Origin of the sequence: Thermasporomyces composti (genome assembly GCF_003386795.1) — a bacterium.
Taxonomy (GTDB): Bacteria; Actinomycetota; Actinomycetes; order Propionibacteriales; family Actinopolymorphaceae; genus Thermasporomyces; species Thermasporomyces composti.
This window is the reverse complement of record NZ_QTUC01000001.1, coordinates 4,145,058-4,160,146: the sequence shown is the minus strand read 5'-3', so window position 1 is coordinate 4,160,146 and position 15,089 is coordinate 4,145,058. Positions and strand designations below refer to the sequence as shown.

The following is a 15,089-nucleotide window of genomic DNA, read 5'->3' as shown; positions in this document are numbered from 1 at the left end:
ACCGGCGTCCCCCGCTCCCAGCCCACCCCGCCTCGCTCGTCACCGGACCCGCTCGGTCCGCTGACGAGCCGATTCGGCGTGGACGAAGTCGACGAGACGGGCGAGGACGTCCGGGTCGGTCTGCGGGAGGACACCGTGGCCGAGGTTGAAGACGTGGCCGGGCGCGTGGCGACCCATGGCGAGAATCGCGCGAACCCGCTCAGCCACCGCCTCCCACGGCGCCAGGACGAGCGCCGGGTCGAGGTTCCCCTGGACAGCGCGCCCGCGCACGCGGGTGATCGCGGCGTCCAACGGCACCCGCCAGTCGACCCCGACCACCTCGGCGCCGGCCTCGGCCATGAGCCCGAGCAGCTCGCCCGTGCCCACACCGAAGTGGATGCGGGGCACGCCGAGCTCGCCGACCTCCTCGAGAACCGCCCGCGAGTACGGCAGGACGAAGCGCTCGTAGTCGGCGGGTGCCAACGCGCCCGCCCAGGAGTCGAACAGCTGCACGGCTGACGCGCCCGCCTCGACCTGCACGCGGAGGAAGGCCGCCGAGATCCGGGCGAGCCGCGAGAGCAGCGCGTGCCAGACGTCGGGCGCCCCGTACATGAGGGCCTTGGTGGTGGCGTGGTCGCGACTCGGACCGCCCTCGACCAGGTACGACGCCAAGGTGAAGGGTCCACCGGCGAACCCGATGAGCGGTGTTCCCCGCAAAGCCCGGACGAGCTCACCGACCGCCTCGGTGATGTAGGGAACGTCGCCGGGCTCGAGCGGGCGCAACGGCGCGAGGTCGGCCATCTCGCGGATGGGCTGGGCCACCACCGGGCCGACCCCAGGCTTGATGTCGAGGTCCACCCCGACGGCCTTGAGCGGCACCATGATGTCGGAGAAGAGGATGGCCGCGTCCACGCCGTACCGCCGCACCGGCTGCAGGGTGATCTCGGTCACGAGGTCAGGTCTGGTGCAGGACTCCAGCATCGGGATGCCTGCCCGGACCGACCGGTACTCCGGCAGTGAGCGCCCGGCTTGGCGCATGAACCACACCGGGGTGTACGGCACGGGTTGGCCGCGACAGGCCCGGACGAAGACCGAGTCCCCTGGGTCGGCGACCGCTTGGTGTTCTGCCATGGATGGTCCTCTTTCGTCCGTGTCCTTCGCGGGAGCCGGCCACGATTGCCGGCGCGTCGTGCGCCCGGTCCCAGGGGTAGCCGGACGTATTCTCTCGGGCGTGGCCGCGCGCAGGGATACCGACGCCCCGCCCGAGGTGTTCCAACGGGCCGTGACGGAGTTGCGTGCCGCCCGCCTACGCCAGGAGATCGTCTGCGAGGAGACTCCGGCGCCACGGCGAGTGGCGCCCTACTCCGCTGCGGTGAGCGCCGACGTGGTGATCGACGACGTCGAGCTCGCCACGGGACGGCTGGTCCTTCTCTACGATCCGGCTGGGCACGAGGCGTGGCAGGGCACGTTCCGGCTGGTCACGTACGTCCGCGCCGACATCGAGCCGGAGATGGTGGCCGATCCGCTCCTCGGTGCGGTGGGGTGGTCCTGGCTGGTCGAGGCTTTGGAGGCCGAGGGCGCCGAGTACACCGCGCCGAGCGGAACCGTGACGCGAGTCACGTCGGAGAGCTTCGGTGCGATGGCCGACCAGCCGACCCGGGCAGAGATCGAGCTTCGCGCCTCCTGGACACCCGTGGACGACGCGATTGGACGCCACGCCCAGGCATGGGGCCAGCTGTTGTGCACGGCCGCGGGTCTGCCGCCGGTCCAGGCGGGGGTAGCCTCCATCCCGGGCCGCCGGGTGAAAGGTCGGTGACCGACCGCCCGTCGGTAGCACAACCTATGCCTCGACAACCGATTCCACTGCTCGCTCCCCGGGACGGTCTGCCGCCCGTCGTCGACACGGCAGAGGCGCTGGCGGACACCGTCGAACGGTTCGCGGCCGGGTCCGGACCGGTGGCCGTCGACGCCGAACGTGCGTCCGGCTATCGCTACTCCCACCGCGCCTACCTGGTCCAGCTGCGCCGGGCCGGCGCCGGCACGGCGCTCGTGGACCCGGTCCGGTGCCCCGACCTGCGTGCGCTCAACGCGGTGCTCGCCGATACCGAGTGGGTGCTCCACGCGGCCACGCAGGACTTGCCCTGCTTGTCCGAGTTGGGGCTTCGGCCGCGAAAACTGTTCGACACCGAGCTGGCCGGCCGTCTGCTGGCGTACCCGAAGGTCGGGCTGGCGGCCCTCGTGGAGCAGCTTCTCGGCTACAGCCTGGAGAAGGGTCACGCGGCCGTCGACTGGTCCACCCGACCGCTCCCCGAGCCGTGGCTGAACTACGCGGCGCTTGACGTCGAGCTGTTGGTGGAGCTGCGCGACGCGCTGGCCGAGGAGCTGCGACGGGAGGGCAAGGACCGCTGGGCCGCCGAAGAGTTCGAGGCCCTGGTGCGCCAGCCACCTCGCGAGTCCCGGCGTGACCCGTGGCGACGCACGTCGGGGATCCACCGCATTCGGACTCGTCGCGAGCTCGCCTACGTCCGCGAGCTGTGGCTGGCACGCGACCGGCTCGCGCGGCGCCGTGACCTGTCACCTGGTCGGGTGCTCGCCGATCACTCGATCATCGCCGCGGCGGTCGCCCGACCCGCCACGCGGGCGCAGTTGGCCGCGTTACCGGGGTTCGACACCAGGACGGCCCGGCGGGACCTGGACGTGTGGTGGACAGCGGTCCGCAGGGCTCGTGACCTTCCCGACACCGCTCTTCCCGAGCACTCCCCAGCGTCGGAGGGACCTCCTCCCGCCCGCGCGTGGGCCGACCGTGACCCGATGGCGGCCGAACGCCTCGCCGCGTGCCGGGCGGTCCTGCAGGAGCTGGCCGCCTCGGCCCGCCTGCCCACGGAGAACCTGCTCGCGCCGGACATCGTGCGCCGGCTCGCCTGGTCTCCGCCGGCCGAGCCCACGCCCGAGGCGGTCGCCGGGGCGCTCCGTGCACATGGTGCGCGGGCATGGCAGGTGGAGCTGACCAAGGATCGCCTGGCCCAGACCCTCGCCGCGAACCGTGCTCACCGATGACCGGTCCCCCGATCGGGTCGCGGCCGCCGTGACCCGCCGTTGCGGACACCGACCCAGCGGACGTCGGCCGGAGGTGGACCATAAGCTGACATTTGTCCTAAGTCGGGGCAGCCGATGGACGGGCCACCCCCATCGGCGAGGCACGGGTGTTTCGCGCCTCACGCCTCGTTACCAGCGAGTAGCATCGGAGTAGCAAGCGCAGCGACGGCACAACGGAGCGAGCCTTCGAGGGCGCCAAGCCGCGGCTTTCTCGCTCGCTCCCCCGACTCGAGGAGGGCATCGTGCCCCGTGAGATTCGCGACGTCGTCTTCGTCGACGGTGTGCGCACGCCATTCGGCAAGGCGGGCGGCATGTATGCCGAGACCCGCGCCGATGACCTCGTGATCAAGTGCGTCCGGGAGCTTCTCCGCCGCAACCCGAATCTCCCTCCGGAGCGGGTCGACGACGTCGCGATCGCCGCCACCACCCAGACCGGTGACCAGGGGTTGACGCTGGGGCGCACCGCCGCCCTCCTGGCCGGGCTGCCGCGCACGGTTCCCGGATTCGCCGTCGACCGGATGTGTGCCGGCGCCATGACGGCGGTGACGACGACGGCATCGAGCATCGCGTTCGGGGCCTACGACGTCGCGATCGCGGGTGGCGTCGAACACATGGGGCGACACCCGATGGGCGAGGGCGTCGATCCGAACCCGCGCTTCATCGCCGAGCGGCTCGTGGACCCGTCCGCGCTCGTCATGGGCCAGACCGCGGAGAACCTGCACGACCGCTATCCCCAGATCACCAGGGAGCGCGCGGACGCCTACGCGGCGGCGAGCCAGCGCAAGTTCGCCAAGGCGTGCGCTGACGGAGTCATCCAGCCAGACCTCGTGCCTGTCGCCACGTGGAGCACGGAGAAGGGCTGGGGGCTGGCGACCGTTGACGAGCCACCTCGACCGGACACGACCGTCGAGGTCCTGGCGGGCCTGCGCACCCCATTCCGCCCGCATGGTCGCGTCACCGCCGGGAACTCCTCTGGCCTCAACGACGGTGCCACGGCGTGCATCGTCGCCGCGGCGGACGTCGCCAAGGAGCTCGGCCTCACCGTGAAGATGCGGCTGGTCGACTACGCCTTCGTCGGTGTCGAGCCGGAGCTGATGGGTCTCGGTCCGATCCCGGCCACCGAGAAGGTCCTGCGCAAGACCGGTCTCACCATCGACGACATCGGGCTCATCGAGATCAACGAGGCGTTCGCCGTCCAGGTCCTGGCCTTCTGCGACCACTTCGGTCTCGCCGACGACGACCCCCGCCTCAACGCCTACGGCGGTGCCATCGCGGTCGGGCACCCGCTCGCCGCGAGCGGCATTCGGCTCATGATTCAGCTGGCGCGGCAGTTCGCCGACCGGCCCGACGTCAGGTACGGCTTGACAACGCTGTGCGTGGGGCTCGGCATGGGCGGCAGCGTGATCTGGGAGAACCCCCACTGGGACGGCACCACCTGACGTCGACACGTCGAGGGACCGACGACCGCCGGACGCCTTCGCCGGACGGACGAGCGATGAGGAGGCACCGTGAGCAGCCTGGCTGAGGAGTTCGCCCAGATCTTCCCCGACGAGGTGGTGACCCACGCCCACGTGCGCGAGGTGACCCTGCCGCACGCCGCCGGCACGATGGCGTTGATCACGCTCGACAACGGACACGACCACACCCGGCCGAACACATTCGGTCCCCGGGGCTTGGCCGAACTCGACGCCGCCCTCGACCAGGTGCTGGATCGGGATGACATCGCGGCGGTGGGGATCATCGGCAAGCCGTTCGTCCTGGCGGCGGGCGCCGACATCACCGGGATGCCACGGATCACGACGCGCGAGCACGCACGCGCGATCGCCCGCTACGGCCACGAGGTCTTCGGCAAGCTGGGTGACGGCCGCAAGCCCACCTTCGCCTTCATCAATGGGTTGGCCATCGGCGGCGGCTTGGAGATCGCTCTCCACTGCACGTACCGCACCGTGCTCGCCTCAGCTCCCGCCGTCGCGTTCAGCGAGTGTTTCCTCGGGATCCTCCCTGGCTGGGGTGGCACCTGGCTCTTGCCCAACCTCATCGGCGCCGACGGCGCGGTGCAGATCATCGTCGAGAACGCCCTCAACAACAACCGAATGCTCCGAGGTCCCCAGCTGGAGCCGCTCGGTCTCGCCGACGCGACGTTCGACGGGGTGGACTTCCTCGAGCGCTCCCTGGACTGGGCGGCGCGGGTGCTGACCGGCCAGGTTGAGGTGCGACGTCCGACGATCGACCGCGGCGAGGCGTGGGACGCGGCCGTGGCGCGCGGACGAGCGTTCGTCGAGAACAAGCTGCACGGAGCCGCTCCCGCGCCCTTGCGAGCGCTCGACATCATCGAGGCGGCGAAGACGTGCTCCAAGCAGGAAGGCTTCGCGCTGGAGGAGGAGGCGCTCGCCGACCTGCTCATGACCGAGGAGTTCCGGGCCAGCCTCTACGCCTTCGACCTGGTCCAGAAGCGAGCCAAGAGACCCGTCGGCGCTCCCGACGCCTCGCTCGCTCGCCCCGTCACGAAGGTCGGCATCGTGGGCGCGGGCCTCATGGCGAGCCAGCTCGCGCTGCTGTTCGCCCGTCGGCTGCTGGTGCCGGTCGTGCTGACCGACATCGACGACGAGCGGGTGGCCAAGGGCCTCGCCTGGGTACGCGCGGAAGTCGACAAGCTGCAGGCCAAGGGCCGGCTCAGCGCCGACCAGGCGAACCGTGTCAAGTCCCTGGTCACCGGGTCGACCGACAAGTCCATCTACGCAGGCTGCGACCTGGTCCTCGAGGCGGTCTTCGAGGAGATGAAGGTAAAGCAGCAGGTCTTCGCCGAGCTCGAGACCATCGTGTCCGACGAGTGCGTGCTCGCCACGAACACCTCGTCTCTGTCGGTCACGACGATGGCCTCCAAGCTCGCGCATCCTGAGCGGGTCGTGGGCTTGCACTTCTTCAACCCGGTCTCGGTGATGCCCCTGGTGGAGGTGGTGCGCGCGGAGCGCACCGACGACGCCACCCTCGCCACGGCGTTCGCGGTGGCCAAGACGCTGAAGAAGAACGCCATCCTGGTCAAGGACGCGCCGGCGTTCGTCGTCAACCGTGTCCTCACCCGGTTCATGGGCGAGGTGATGCGGTGCGTCGACGAGGGGACACCGGTCGAGGTGGCCGACAAGGCGGTCCTCCCGCTCGGGCTGCCGATGCCACCGTTCGTCCTGCTGCAGCTCGTCGGCCCGGCCGTCGCGCTGCACGTCGCCGAGACGCTGCACGAAGCCTTCCCCGACCGCTTCTACGTCTCGCCGAACCTGCAACGCCTCGTCGCCGCCAACAAGCCCGGCCTGTGGTCGTGGAACGAGCAGGGGCAACCGTTCCTTGACGACGAGACGAAGGCGCTGCTCGAGCAGGGCAGCTCCGCGTCCACCGAGGAGCAGGTGCGCGAACGCGCGATGGCCGCGGTCGCGGACGAGGCGCGCCGCATGCTGGAGGACGGCGTGGTCGCCGAGCCTCAGGACATCGACCTCGCGATGATCCTCGGCGCTGGCTGGCCGTTCCACATGGGTGGCGTCACGCCGTACCTGGACCGCAGTGGCCTGTCCGAGAAGGTCACCGGCCGGCGGTTCCTTCCCCGCGGGCTGGCCAGCCTGCCCGGCTGACCGCCGACCGCGACCGTCGTCGGGTGGTCCACTGGGCCGACGCTCGCCGCACCCCGTGCCTCAGCCTTGGCTGGAGGTCTGCGTCGGTGGCTCGGCCTGCTGGTTCGCCAGGCGCGAGTGGAGACGCCCGTACGTCCCGTAGATCACCAGTCCGATCGCCATCCAGACCAGGAAGCGGATCCAGGTCTCGATGGCGAGGTTGAGCATGAGGTAGACGCACACCAGCGCGGACAGAAGGGGCACCACCGGGACCCACGGCGTGCGGAAGGCGCGCGGGAGGTCCGGTCGGGTTCGGCGCAACACCAGCACCCCAACGCTGACCAGGATGAACGCCGCCAGCGTGCCGATGTTGACCAGCTCAGCGAGCACGCTGATGGAGGTGAAGCTGGCGAGCACGGCGACCGCGACGCCCACGATCATCGTGACGACGTAGGGCGTGCGGAAGCGGGGATGCACCCGCGCCAGGAAGCCGGGCAGCAGGCCATCACGTGCCATCGCGAACGCGACCCGCGTCTGACCCAGCAGGAGGATCATCACCACGACGGTGATGCCGGCGGCCGCGCCCACGGCGATGAGGCGGCCGATGACCGGATGCCCAGCGGACACCATGGCCGTGGCCAGCGGCGCCGCGTCGTTGGGGTCGATCTGCCGGTAGCTCCGCATGCCGGTGAGCACCAAGCTCACAGCGACGTAGAGCAGGGTGCAGATGGCGAGAGTGCCCATGATGCCGAGTGGCATGCTTCGCTGCGGGTTCCGCGTCTCCTCCGCGGTCGTGGCCACCACGTCGAAGCCGATGAAGGCGAAGAACACCACGGCCGCACCGCTCACCACGCCGGCCCAGCCGAACGCGGCGGGCTCCACCCCGAACAGAGCCTGGATGAGTGGCTGGGCGACACCACCGGCCCGCTCGGAGGGCTCCGGCGGCGGGACGAACGGCACGAGGTTGCTCGTGCGCACGAAGAAGGCGCCCGCCACCACGAACACGAGCGCGACCCCGACCTTGAGCGCGACCGCCGCCTGGTTGATCCTGCTCGACAGCTTGATCCCCGCGACCAGGACAGCCGTCAGGGCGAGGACGAGGAGTCCGGCGGGAAGGTTCATGAAGCCGACCGAGGTGTTCGCGACCGCGGAGGGAATCGCGATCGGCGTCCCTTCCAGAGCTGTCGCGAGGTAACCAGACCAGCCGGAGGCGACGGCCGCGGCGCCGACGAAGAACTCCAGGATGAGGTCCCAGCCGATCATCCAGGCGATCAGCTCACCGAGCGTGGCGTAGGAGTACGCGTACGCCGACCCGGCGACGGGGACGGTCGAGGCGAACTCCGCGTAGCAGAGCGCAGCCAGACCGCAGGCGACAGCGGCGATCACGAAGGAGAGCGCGACGGCGGGACCCGCGTAGGTGGCGGCCGCGGTGCCGGTGAGGACGAACAGTCCGCCACCGATCGTCACGCCGACGCCGAAGACGATGAGGTCCAGGACGCCCAGGTCCCGCTTGAGCCGGTGCTCCGGTTCGAGCGTGTCAGCGATCGACGCCTCGACTGTCTTGGTCCGCAGAAGATCCATGCGCTGGTCCTGTCCCGGCGACGGCGCGGCGAAACGGGATCGGCCCACATCGGGGCCGGGCATCGGGAGGGGTACGTCTCAGCCGCGCGGCAGAGGATCGTGCTCACCGCCAGCGAGGGCGTCGAGTGGTGCGCCCTCCAGGCTGGCCACGCGCTCCACGATATCCCGGGCCAGAGCCTGGGCGCTGAGCCCGAGGTCCGCCAGCAGCTCGGAGCGACTTCCGTGCTGCAGGAACTCTTGGGCGATTCCCGCGACGTGCAGGGGTGTCGGTACCCCCGCGTCGGCCAGGGCGAGACCGAGCGCGGCACCGACACCGCCGACACGACCGTTGTCCTCGACCGAGACGACCAGTCGATGCTGGCGAGCCAGGTCGATCAGCACCGGGTCGACCGGCTTGACCCACCGGGGGTCCACCACCGTCACCCCGATGCCGTGGCCGGCCAGCCGGCTGGCCACGTCGACGCACGTCGTCGCCATCGCTCCCACCGCGACGACGAGCACGTCCGGCTCACCCGTCCGGACCAGGATGTCGCAACCGCCGACGCGATCGACGGCCGGTACGTCGTCCGGAACGGCGCCCTTGGGGAAGCGCAGCACGGTCGGACCGTCGTCGATGCCGACGGCCTGCCACAGCAGCTCGCGCAGTCGGGTGCCGTCACGCGGCGCGGCGATCCGCAGACCTGGCACGACCTGGAGGATCGACAGGTCCCACATGCCATGGTGGCTGGGACCGTCCTCCCCGGTCACGCCCGACCGGTCCAGCACGAACGTCACGGGGCACCGGTGGAGGGCGACGTCCATGAGCACCTGGTCGAAGGCGCGGTTGAAGAAGGTGGAGTAGATCGCCACGACGGGGTGCATCCCGCCCATCGCGAGGCCGGCCGCGGAGGTGACGGCGTGCTGCTCGGCGATCCCCACGTCGAAGCAGCGATCCGGAAACTCCCGCGCGAAGGCGTCGAGTCCGGTTGGGTGCTCCATCGCGGCGGTGATCGCCACGACGTCGGGGCGCTGGCGCCCGATCTCGACCAGCTCCTCCCGGAAGATGCTGGTCCACTTCGGCTCTGACCCGGTGAGGGGGATGCCGGTCGCCGGATCGAACGTGGGCGGGCTGTGGAAGCAGTCCGCCTCGTCCTGTTCGGCGATGTGGTAGCCGTAGCCCTTGCGGGTCACGCAGTGGACGAGGACAGGTCCGCCGAAACGCTTGGCCTGCTCCAGCGCATGCTCCACGGCGGCTCGGTCGTGACCGTCGATCGGGCCGACGTACTTCAGCCCCAGGTCCTCGAACAGCCCTTGCGGAACCAGGACGTCCTTCAGACCGCGCTTGACGCCGTGCAGGACGTCGTAGACCGGCGCGCCGACGATCGGGGTGCGGTTCAGCGACCGCTTGACCAGCTCGAGCACCTGCTCGTAGCGAGGATTCGTGCGCAGCGCGTTGAGGTAGGAGGCAAGACCGCCCACCGTCGGGGTGTAGGACCGCCCGTTGTCGTTGACGATGATCACAATGCGACGGTCCTTGGCGGCGGCGATGTTGTTGAGCGCCTCCCACGCCATCCCGCCGGTCAGGGCGCCATCGCCGACCACGACGACGACGTGCCGGTCCTCACCACGCAGCTGGTAGGCCTTGGCCAACCCATCGGCGTAGGACAAAGCGGCCGAGGCGTGGGAGTTCTCGATGACGTCGTGCACCGACTCCTGGCGGCTGGGATAACCGGACAACCCGCCCTTACGACGCAACTGGTCGAAACCGGCCTGCCGACCGGTGAGGATCTTGTGGACGTAGGCCTGGTGTCCGACGTCGAACAGGATGCGGTCGCGCGGGGAGTCGAACACGCGGTGGATCGCGAGGGTGATCTCCACGACGCCCAGGTTGGGGCCGAGGTGGCCACCGGTCCGGGAAACCTTGGCGACCAGGAACTCCCGAATCTCCCGCGCGAGGTCGGCGAGCTGCTGCTCGGACAGCCCAGCGAGGTCAGCTGGCCCCTGGATCGTCTCGAGCACGCTCATGCCAGGTCCTCCTCGTCGCGTCGCGTCGTTCACTGGAGTCTAGAGTGCACGGTCCACCGGCGTTTGGGGACGGATCGAACGTGGTCTGCACCACGTCCACACCATTCCCTCACACCATGCCCTCACGACTCCCTCACGAGATCCCCTCAGACTTTCCCCCAGGACTCCCCCACGCCATGCCCCTTCATTCTTGGCCCCTCCGTTCTTGCCCCTCCGTCCTTGCACGTTGGCGCACATGGCGGTGGCGAGTCCTCACGACATCGTCGAGCTGGCCGATACCTGACGGTCGCGGTCTGTGACCTCGTCGCTTCGCCGCACGCGCCCAGAAGCGGCTGATCGTGGCCCGCGCGGGCACGAGGCGGTCGATGCGCGAGGCGGTAGACGAGCGTGTGGGCGCCACGAGTCGCGCGCCACGAGCGACCGTGTCCGAAACCGGACGCCGCGCGCCGGGCGGAGCCTGTCGGGTATCGAATGCGTCACAACGCATCGAGAACCCGCGACGAACCTGAGTCCACGTCCGTGGCTCTCGGGCTCTCACGCTGGGAGGGCTCCAGCACGACAGGCACCCACGGGGGACCGCAGCGTCGACTCGAGGAGGTTGGGTCATGACACAGGTCCGTCCCCGGGCGGCCGTCCTCGCCACCATCGCCGCGCTCGCCCTCGCCGCGAGCGCGTACTTCCCCTGGCTGGCCGACGACTCACCTCGGCAGGTGCCGTTGCGCGAGCTGTTCCTCCGGCCTGAAAGCACGGCCCTGCTTCCGTCGTACTGGGAGTCGATGGCCGCGCCTCTTGCCGTCGCGGGTGCGGTGGGGACCTTGGGTGCGCTGCTGTGCTGGCGTCCGCTGCTCGTCTTGTCATTCCTCGCTGGCCTGGTGACAGTCGGCCTGTGGATCACGACCGTGCTCGCTGAGCTGGAGCCGGCTGAGTTCGCGATCGGCGACGTCCAACTCGGCGCGTGGATCAGCGTCGGCGCCATCGTGCTCTTGCTCCTCGCCACGATCGCGCTTCGCCGACGGGCGAGCGACGAGGAGGAGGCAGAGGAGACCGAGCAGGCAGACGAGGACGAGGACGTCCCCCACGACGTCCCGTGGGCAAGCTGAGCGCCTCGGGGCGAGCCGGCATCGACCTCGCCTGCTAGGACCACAGAGCGGCCTTGACAAGGACGACAAGAGCTGAGCAGGTCGACACCACCAGCACCGCGGCGCGAGTCCAGCCCTGGTCTAGGTAGCGCCGCAGTGGGTTCGACAGCAGGTAGCCCACCACGAGGAACGGCAGCAGCGCCAGCCCGCACGCGACCTGCCTAGCGGTGAGCTGTCCGCCCACCGCCAGGCCGACCAGCGACATGAAGGCGCCGGCGCAGAAGAACACCGCGAGCGTCGCGCGCATCGTCGGCCCTGGCATCCGTTGCAGCACCAACCCGATGACCGGCCCGCTGATCGAGCTCGCCGTCCCCGTGATGCCCGTCATCGCCCCAGCGCCGAACAGCGAGCGACCAGTCACCGGCACGGTGAGGTCGCGCAAGGACAGCGCCACCCCGAGCAGGACGAGAAGGCCGATGCCCGCGGTGAGGGCCCGAGGCGAGAGCTCGGAGATGACCCAGACCCCGGCCGCCGTGCCCACGAGTCGTCCCGCCAGGCTCAGCCGGGCCTTCGGCCAGTCGATGTGCGCTCCCTCGCGGGCGAGCGTGAACAGTGGAAGCAGGGTGCCCACGACGAGAAGCGCACCCGGCATGAGGCTCGGGTCGAGCAGCGTCAGGACGGGCACGGCGACCAGCGACACGCCGAATCCCGCGGCACCTTGCACAACCGCCCCGACGAGGACGGCGATGCCGGTGACGAGGACGACATGCGGGTCGAGGCTCGTCAGCGCCTCGCTCAACGGGTGAGCAAGGAGCGGAGGACGTACTGCATGATCCCGCCGTGGCGGTAGTAGTCCGCCTCCTTGGGCGTATCGATGCGGACGATCGCCCGGAACTCCTTCCCGTCGGCTCGGACCGTCACCTCGCGGGGCGTCACGCCGTCGTTGAGCGCCTCGATGCCCACGATGTCGAACGTCTCCTCACCGGTGAGTCCGAGCGACTCCGCCGACTCTCCCGGCATGAACTGCAGTGGCAGCACGCCCATGCCGATGAGGTTCGAGCGGTGGATCCGCTCGTACGACTCCGCCAAGACCGCACGAACACCGAGCAGCGCGGTGCCCTTGGCCGCCCAGTCCCGAGACGAGCCGGAGCCGTACTCCTTGCCCGCCACGACGATGAGGGGGATTCCGGCCTCCTGGTAGTGGACGGCCGCGTCGTAGATCGTGGTGATCTCACCCCCGGCGGTGAAGTCTCGGGTGAAGCCGCCCTCGGTTCCGGGCGCCAGCTGGTTCCGCAACCGGATGTTGGCGAACGTGCCGCGGATCATCACCTCGTGGTTGCCGCGGCGCGATCCGTACGAGTTGAAGTCGCGCGGTTGAACGCCGTGCTCGATCAGGTAGGCGCCTGCCGGGCTGTCCTTCTTGATCGAGCCCGCCGGCGAGATGTGGTCCGTCGTCACCGAGTCGCCGAGCTTGGCGAGCACGCGAGCGCCACGGATGTCGGACACCGGCGCGGGCTCCGCCGTCATTCCCTCGAAGTACGGCGGCTTCCGCACGTAGGTGGACGACTCGTCCCACGCGAAGAGGTCACCGCTCGGCGTGGGCAACGAGCGCCAGCGTTCGTCGCCGGCGAAGACGTCCGCGTAGTCGCGGGCGAACATCTCGCTGGCGATGGCGTTCTCGACGACCTCCTCGATCTCCGCGGCCGACGGCCAGATGTCGGCGAGGTAGACGTCGTTGCCGTCCGGGTCCTTGCCCAGCGGGTCGCGGGTGATGTCGACGTCCATGCTTCCCGCCAACGCGTACGCCACGACGAGGGGCGGCGAGGCCAGGTAGTTGAGCTTGACGTCGGGGTTGATCCGCCCCTCGAAGTTGCGGTTGCCGGACAGGACGGACACCACGGCCAGGTCGTGGTCGTTGACGGCCTGGCTCACCTCGGGGATGAGCGGCCCCGAGTTGCCGATGCAGGTCGTGCAGCCGTAGCCGACGAGGTTGAAGCCCAGCTTCTCGAGGTAGGGCGTGAGGCCGGCCCGCTCGTAGTAGTCCATGACGACCTTCGAGCCGGGCGCCAATGTCGTCTTGACCCACGGCTTGCGCGACAGGCCCCGCTCGACGGCCTTCTTGGCGAGCAGCGCCGCCCCCACCATGACCGAGGGGTTCGAGGTGTTGGTGCAGGACGTGATCGCCGCGATCACGACCGCGCCGTGGTCGATCTCGCACTCGGTTCCGTCGCGCAAGGTGATACGGACCGGCGAGCTCGGGCGGCCCTGAGCGCCGCGCGCGGCGGAGTGGAAGACATGAGGTGCGTCGCTGTGGTTGGTGGCGTGGAACGCCGGCGGGTCGCTCGCCGGGAACGACTCCGCGCTCGCCTCGTCGTAGCCTTTGACGCCTTCCGGCTCGGGGTGGCGCACGTAGTCGCGGAGTGCCTCGCGGAACGCCCGCTTGGCGTCGCTGAGGTTCACCCGGTCCTGCGGCCGCTTGGGACCCGCGATCGACGGCACGACGGTGGAGAGGTCAAGCTCGAGGTACTCGGAGTAGACCGGCTCACGGTCGGGGTCGTGCCACAGCCCCTGCTCTTTGGCGTACGCCTCGACGAGCGCCACTTGCTCGGGCGAACGGCCCGTCAGGCGGAGGTAGCGCACGGTCTCCTCGTCGATGGGGAAGATGGCGACCGTGGAGCCGTACTCCGGCGACATGTTGCCGATCGTCGCGCGGTTGGCCAACGGGACCGCTCCGACGCCGGGACCGTAGAACTCGACGAACTTGCCGACCACCCCGTGCTCACGCAGCATCTGGGTGATCGTCAGCACCAGGTCGGTCGCGGTCGCGCCCTCCGGCAGCTCCCCTGACAGCTTGAAGCCGACGACCCGCGGGATGAGCATGCTGACGGGCTGGCCGAGCATCGCCGCCTCGGCCTCGATGCCTCCCACGCCCCAGCCGAGCACGCCGAGGCCGTTGACCATCGTGGTGTGGGAGTCGGTGCCGACACAGGTGTCGGGATAGGCCTGGGTCACCGACCCGTCCTCGGTCTGCCGGGAGAAGACGACACGAGCGAGGTGCTCGATGTTGACCTGGTGAACGATGCCGGTGCCCGGCGGGACAACGCGGAAGTTCTCGAAGGCGGTCTGCCCCCAGCGTAGGAACTGGTAACGCTCCCGGTTGCGCTCGTACTCGATCTCGACGTTGCGCTCGAACGCGTCGGGAGTGCCGAAGACGTCAGCGATGACGGAGTGGTCGATGACCAGCTCGGCTGGCGAGAGCGGGTTGACCTTGGCGGGGTCGCCGCCGAGGTCGCGCACGGCCTCGCGCATCGTGGCGAGGTCGACGATGGCCGGCACGCCGGTGAAGTCCTGCATGATCACCCGGGCCGGGGTGAACTGAATCTCCTTGCTGGGTTCGGCTTGCGCGTCCCAGTTGGCCAGGGCACGGATGTCGTCTGCGGTGATGTTGGTGCCGTCCTCCGTGCGCAGGAGGTTCTCGAGCAGGATCTTCAGGCTGTAGGGCAGCCGCTCGGCACCGTCGACGGCCGAGAGCCGGAAGATCTCGTAGGACCGTCCATTGACGTCGAGCCGGCCCTTGGCTCCGAAGCTGTCGACGCTCGCCATGACAGAACTCCCTCGTCGTACCGGTTGACCCGTCGCCATCCTCGCTCGCGATGTCGGCCGGGCGCAGGTAAGGGTGACCTCACCGTAGGCCGTGGCGACCCGAAACTATCTCGACATCAAGATACACGGTCCCGGGACCGTGCCCCAA

10 protein-coding genes are annotated in these 15,089 nt (G+C 69.8%); 5 read left to right on the top strand and 5 right to left on the bottom strand.

Annotated elements, in window-relative coordinates; translation table 11 throughout:
• Window positions 1–39: 39 nt before the first annotated feature.
• Window positions 40–1,110, bottom strand: a complete 1,071-nt coding sequence (hemE, locus tag DFJ64_RS18110) for a uroporphyrinogen decarboxylase (RefSeq protein WP_115851518.1) — start codon at window positions 1,108–1,110, stop codon at window positions 40–42.
• 100 nt (window positions 1,111–1,210) lie between these two features.
• On the opposite strand from hemE, the gene DFJ64_RS18105 reads away from it, so the two are divergent.
• From DFJ64_RS18105 to DFJ64_RS18090, 4 genes are all read left to right on the top strand, one after another.
• Window positions 1,211–1,795: a DUF3000 domain-containing protein gene (locus tag DFJ64_RS18105; protein ID WP_115851517.1), complete on the top strand. Its 585-nt coding sequence runs from the start codon at window positions 1,211–1,213 to the stop codon at window positions 1,793–1,795.
• A gap of 26 nt (window positions 1,796–1,821) precedes the next feature.
• Complete coding sequence (locus DFJ64_RS18100; protein ID WP_115851516.1) at window positions 1,822–3,036, top strand: HRDC domain-containing protein; 1,215 nt, start codon at window positions 1,822–1,824, stop codon at window positions 3,034–3,036.
• Between the two features lie 281 nt (window positions 3,037–3,317).
• Window positions 3,318–4,514 carry a thiolase family protein gene (locus DFJ64_RS18095; protein WP_115851515.1) on the top strand — a complete coding sequence of 399 codons (1,197 nt, stop codon included), beginning with the start codon at window positions 3,318–3,320 and terminating at the stop codon, window positions 4,512–4,514.
• Window positions 4,515–4,583: 69 nt separating this feature from the next.
• The gene (locus DFJ64_RS18090) at window positions 4,584–6,695 is read left to right on the top strand and encodes a 3-hydroxyacyl-CoA dehydrogenase NAD-binding domain-containing protein (RefSeq protein WP_115851514.1); all 2,112 of its coding nucleotides are present in this window, start codon (window positions 4,584–4,586) and stop codon (window positions 6,693–6,695) included.
• Window positions 6,696–6,755: 60 nt separating this feature from the next.
• Here DFJ64_RS18090 and DFJ64_RS18085 read toward each other — a convergent pair whose 3' ends face one another.
• Window positions 6,756–8,255: an amino acid permease gene (locus tag DFJ64_RS18085; RefSeq protein WP_115851513.1), complete on the bottom strand. Its 1,500-nt coding sequence runs from the start codon at window positions 8,253–8,255 to the stop codon at window positions 6,756–6,758.
• Between the two features lie 78 nt (window positions 8,256–8,333).
• Window positions 8,334–10,259 carry a 1-deoxy-D-xylulose-5-phosphate synthase gene (gene dxs / locus DFJ64_RS18080; protein WP_115851512.1) on the bottom strand — a complete coding sequence of 642 codons (1,926 nt, stop codon included), beginning with the start codon at window positions 10,257–10,259 and terminating at the stop codon, window positions 8,334–8,336.
• A gap of 605 nt (window positions 10,260–10,864) precedes the next feature.
• On the opposite strand from dxs, the gene DFJ64_RS18075 reads away from it, so the two are divergent.
• A complete protein-coding gene (locus DFJ64_RS18075) occupies window positions 10,865–11,359 on the top strand; it encodes a hypothetical protein (RefSeq protein WP_115851511.1) in 495 nt (164 codons plus the stop codon).
• A 34-nt stretch (window positions 11,360–11,393) separates the two neighbouring features.
• On the opposite strand, the gene DFJ64_RS18070 is transcribed toward DFJ64_RS18075, so the two are convergent.
• Window positions 11,394–12,137: a sulfite exporter TauE/SafE family protein gene (locus DFJ64_RS18070; protein ID WP_245941217.1), complete on the bottom strand. Its 744-nt coding sequence runs from the start codon at window positions 12,135–12,137 to the stop codon at window positions 11,394–11,396.
• Window positions 12,134–14,941 (bottom strand): aconitate hydratase, encoded by a 2,808-nt coding sequence (locus tag DFJ64_RS18065; RefSeq protein ID WP_115851510.1) that lies wholly within the window; start codon window positions 14,939–14,941, stop codon window positions 12,134–12,136. Before DFJ64_RS18065 ends, DFJ64_RS18070 begins: the two co-directional genes overlap by 4 nt.
• Window positions 14,942–15,089 lie beyond the last annotated feature (148 nt).

Excerpts from the sequence above, each read along its gene's own strand:
- hemE (WP_115851518.1), bottom strand. The coding sequence starts at position 1,110 with ATGGCAGAACACCAAGCGGTCGCCGACCCAGGGGACTCGGTCTTCGTC.
- DFJ64_RS18100 (WP_115851516.1), top strand. The coding sequence starts at position 1,822 with ATGCCTCGACAACCGATTCCACTGCTCGCTCCCCGGGACGGTCTGCCG.
- DFJ64_RS18085 (WP_115851513.1), bottom strand. The coding sequence starts at position 8,255 with ATGGATCTTCTGCGGACCAAGACAGTCGAGGCGTCGATCGCTGACACG.
- dxs (WP_115851512.1), bottom strand. The coding sequence starts at position 10,259 with ATGAGCGTGCTCGAGACGATCCAGGGGCCAGCTGACCTCGCTGGGCTG.
- DFJ64_RS18075 (WP_115851511.1), top strand. The coding sequence starts at position 10,865 with ATGACACAGGTCCGTCCCCGGGCGGCCGTCCTCGCCACCATCGCCGCG.
- DFJ64_RS18065 (WP_115851510.1), bottom strand. The coding sequence starts at position 14,941 with ATGGCGAGCGTCGACAGCTTCGGAGCCAAGGGCCGGCTCGACGTCAAT.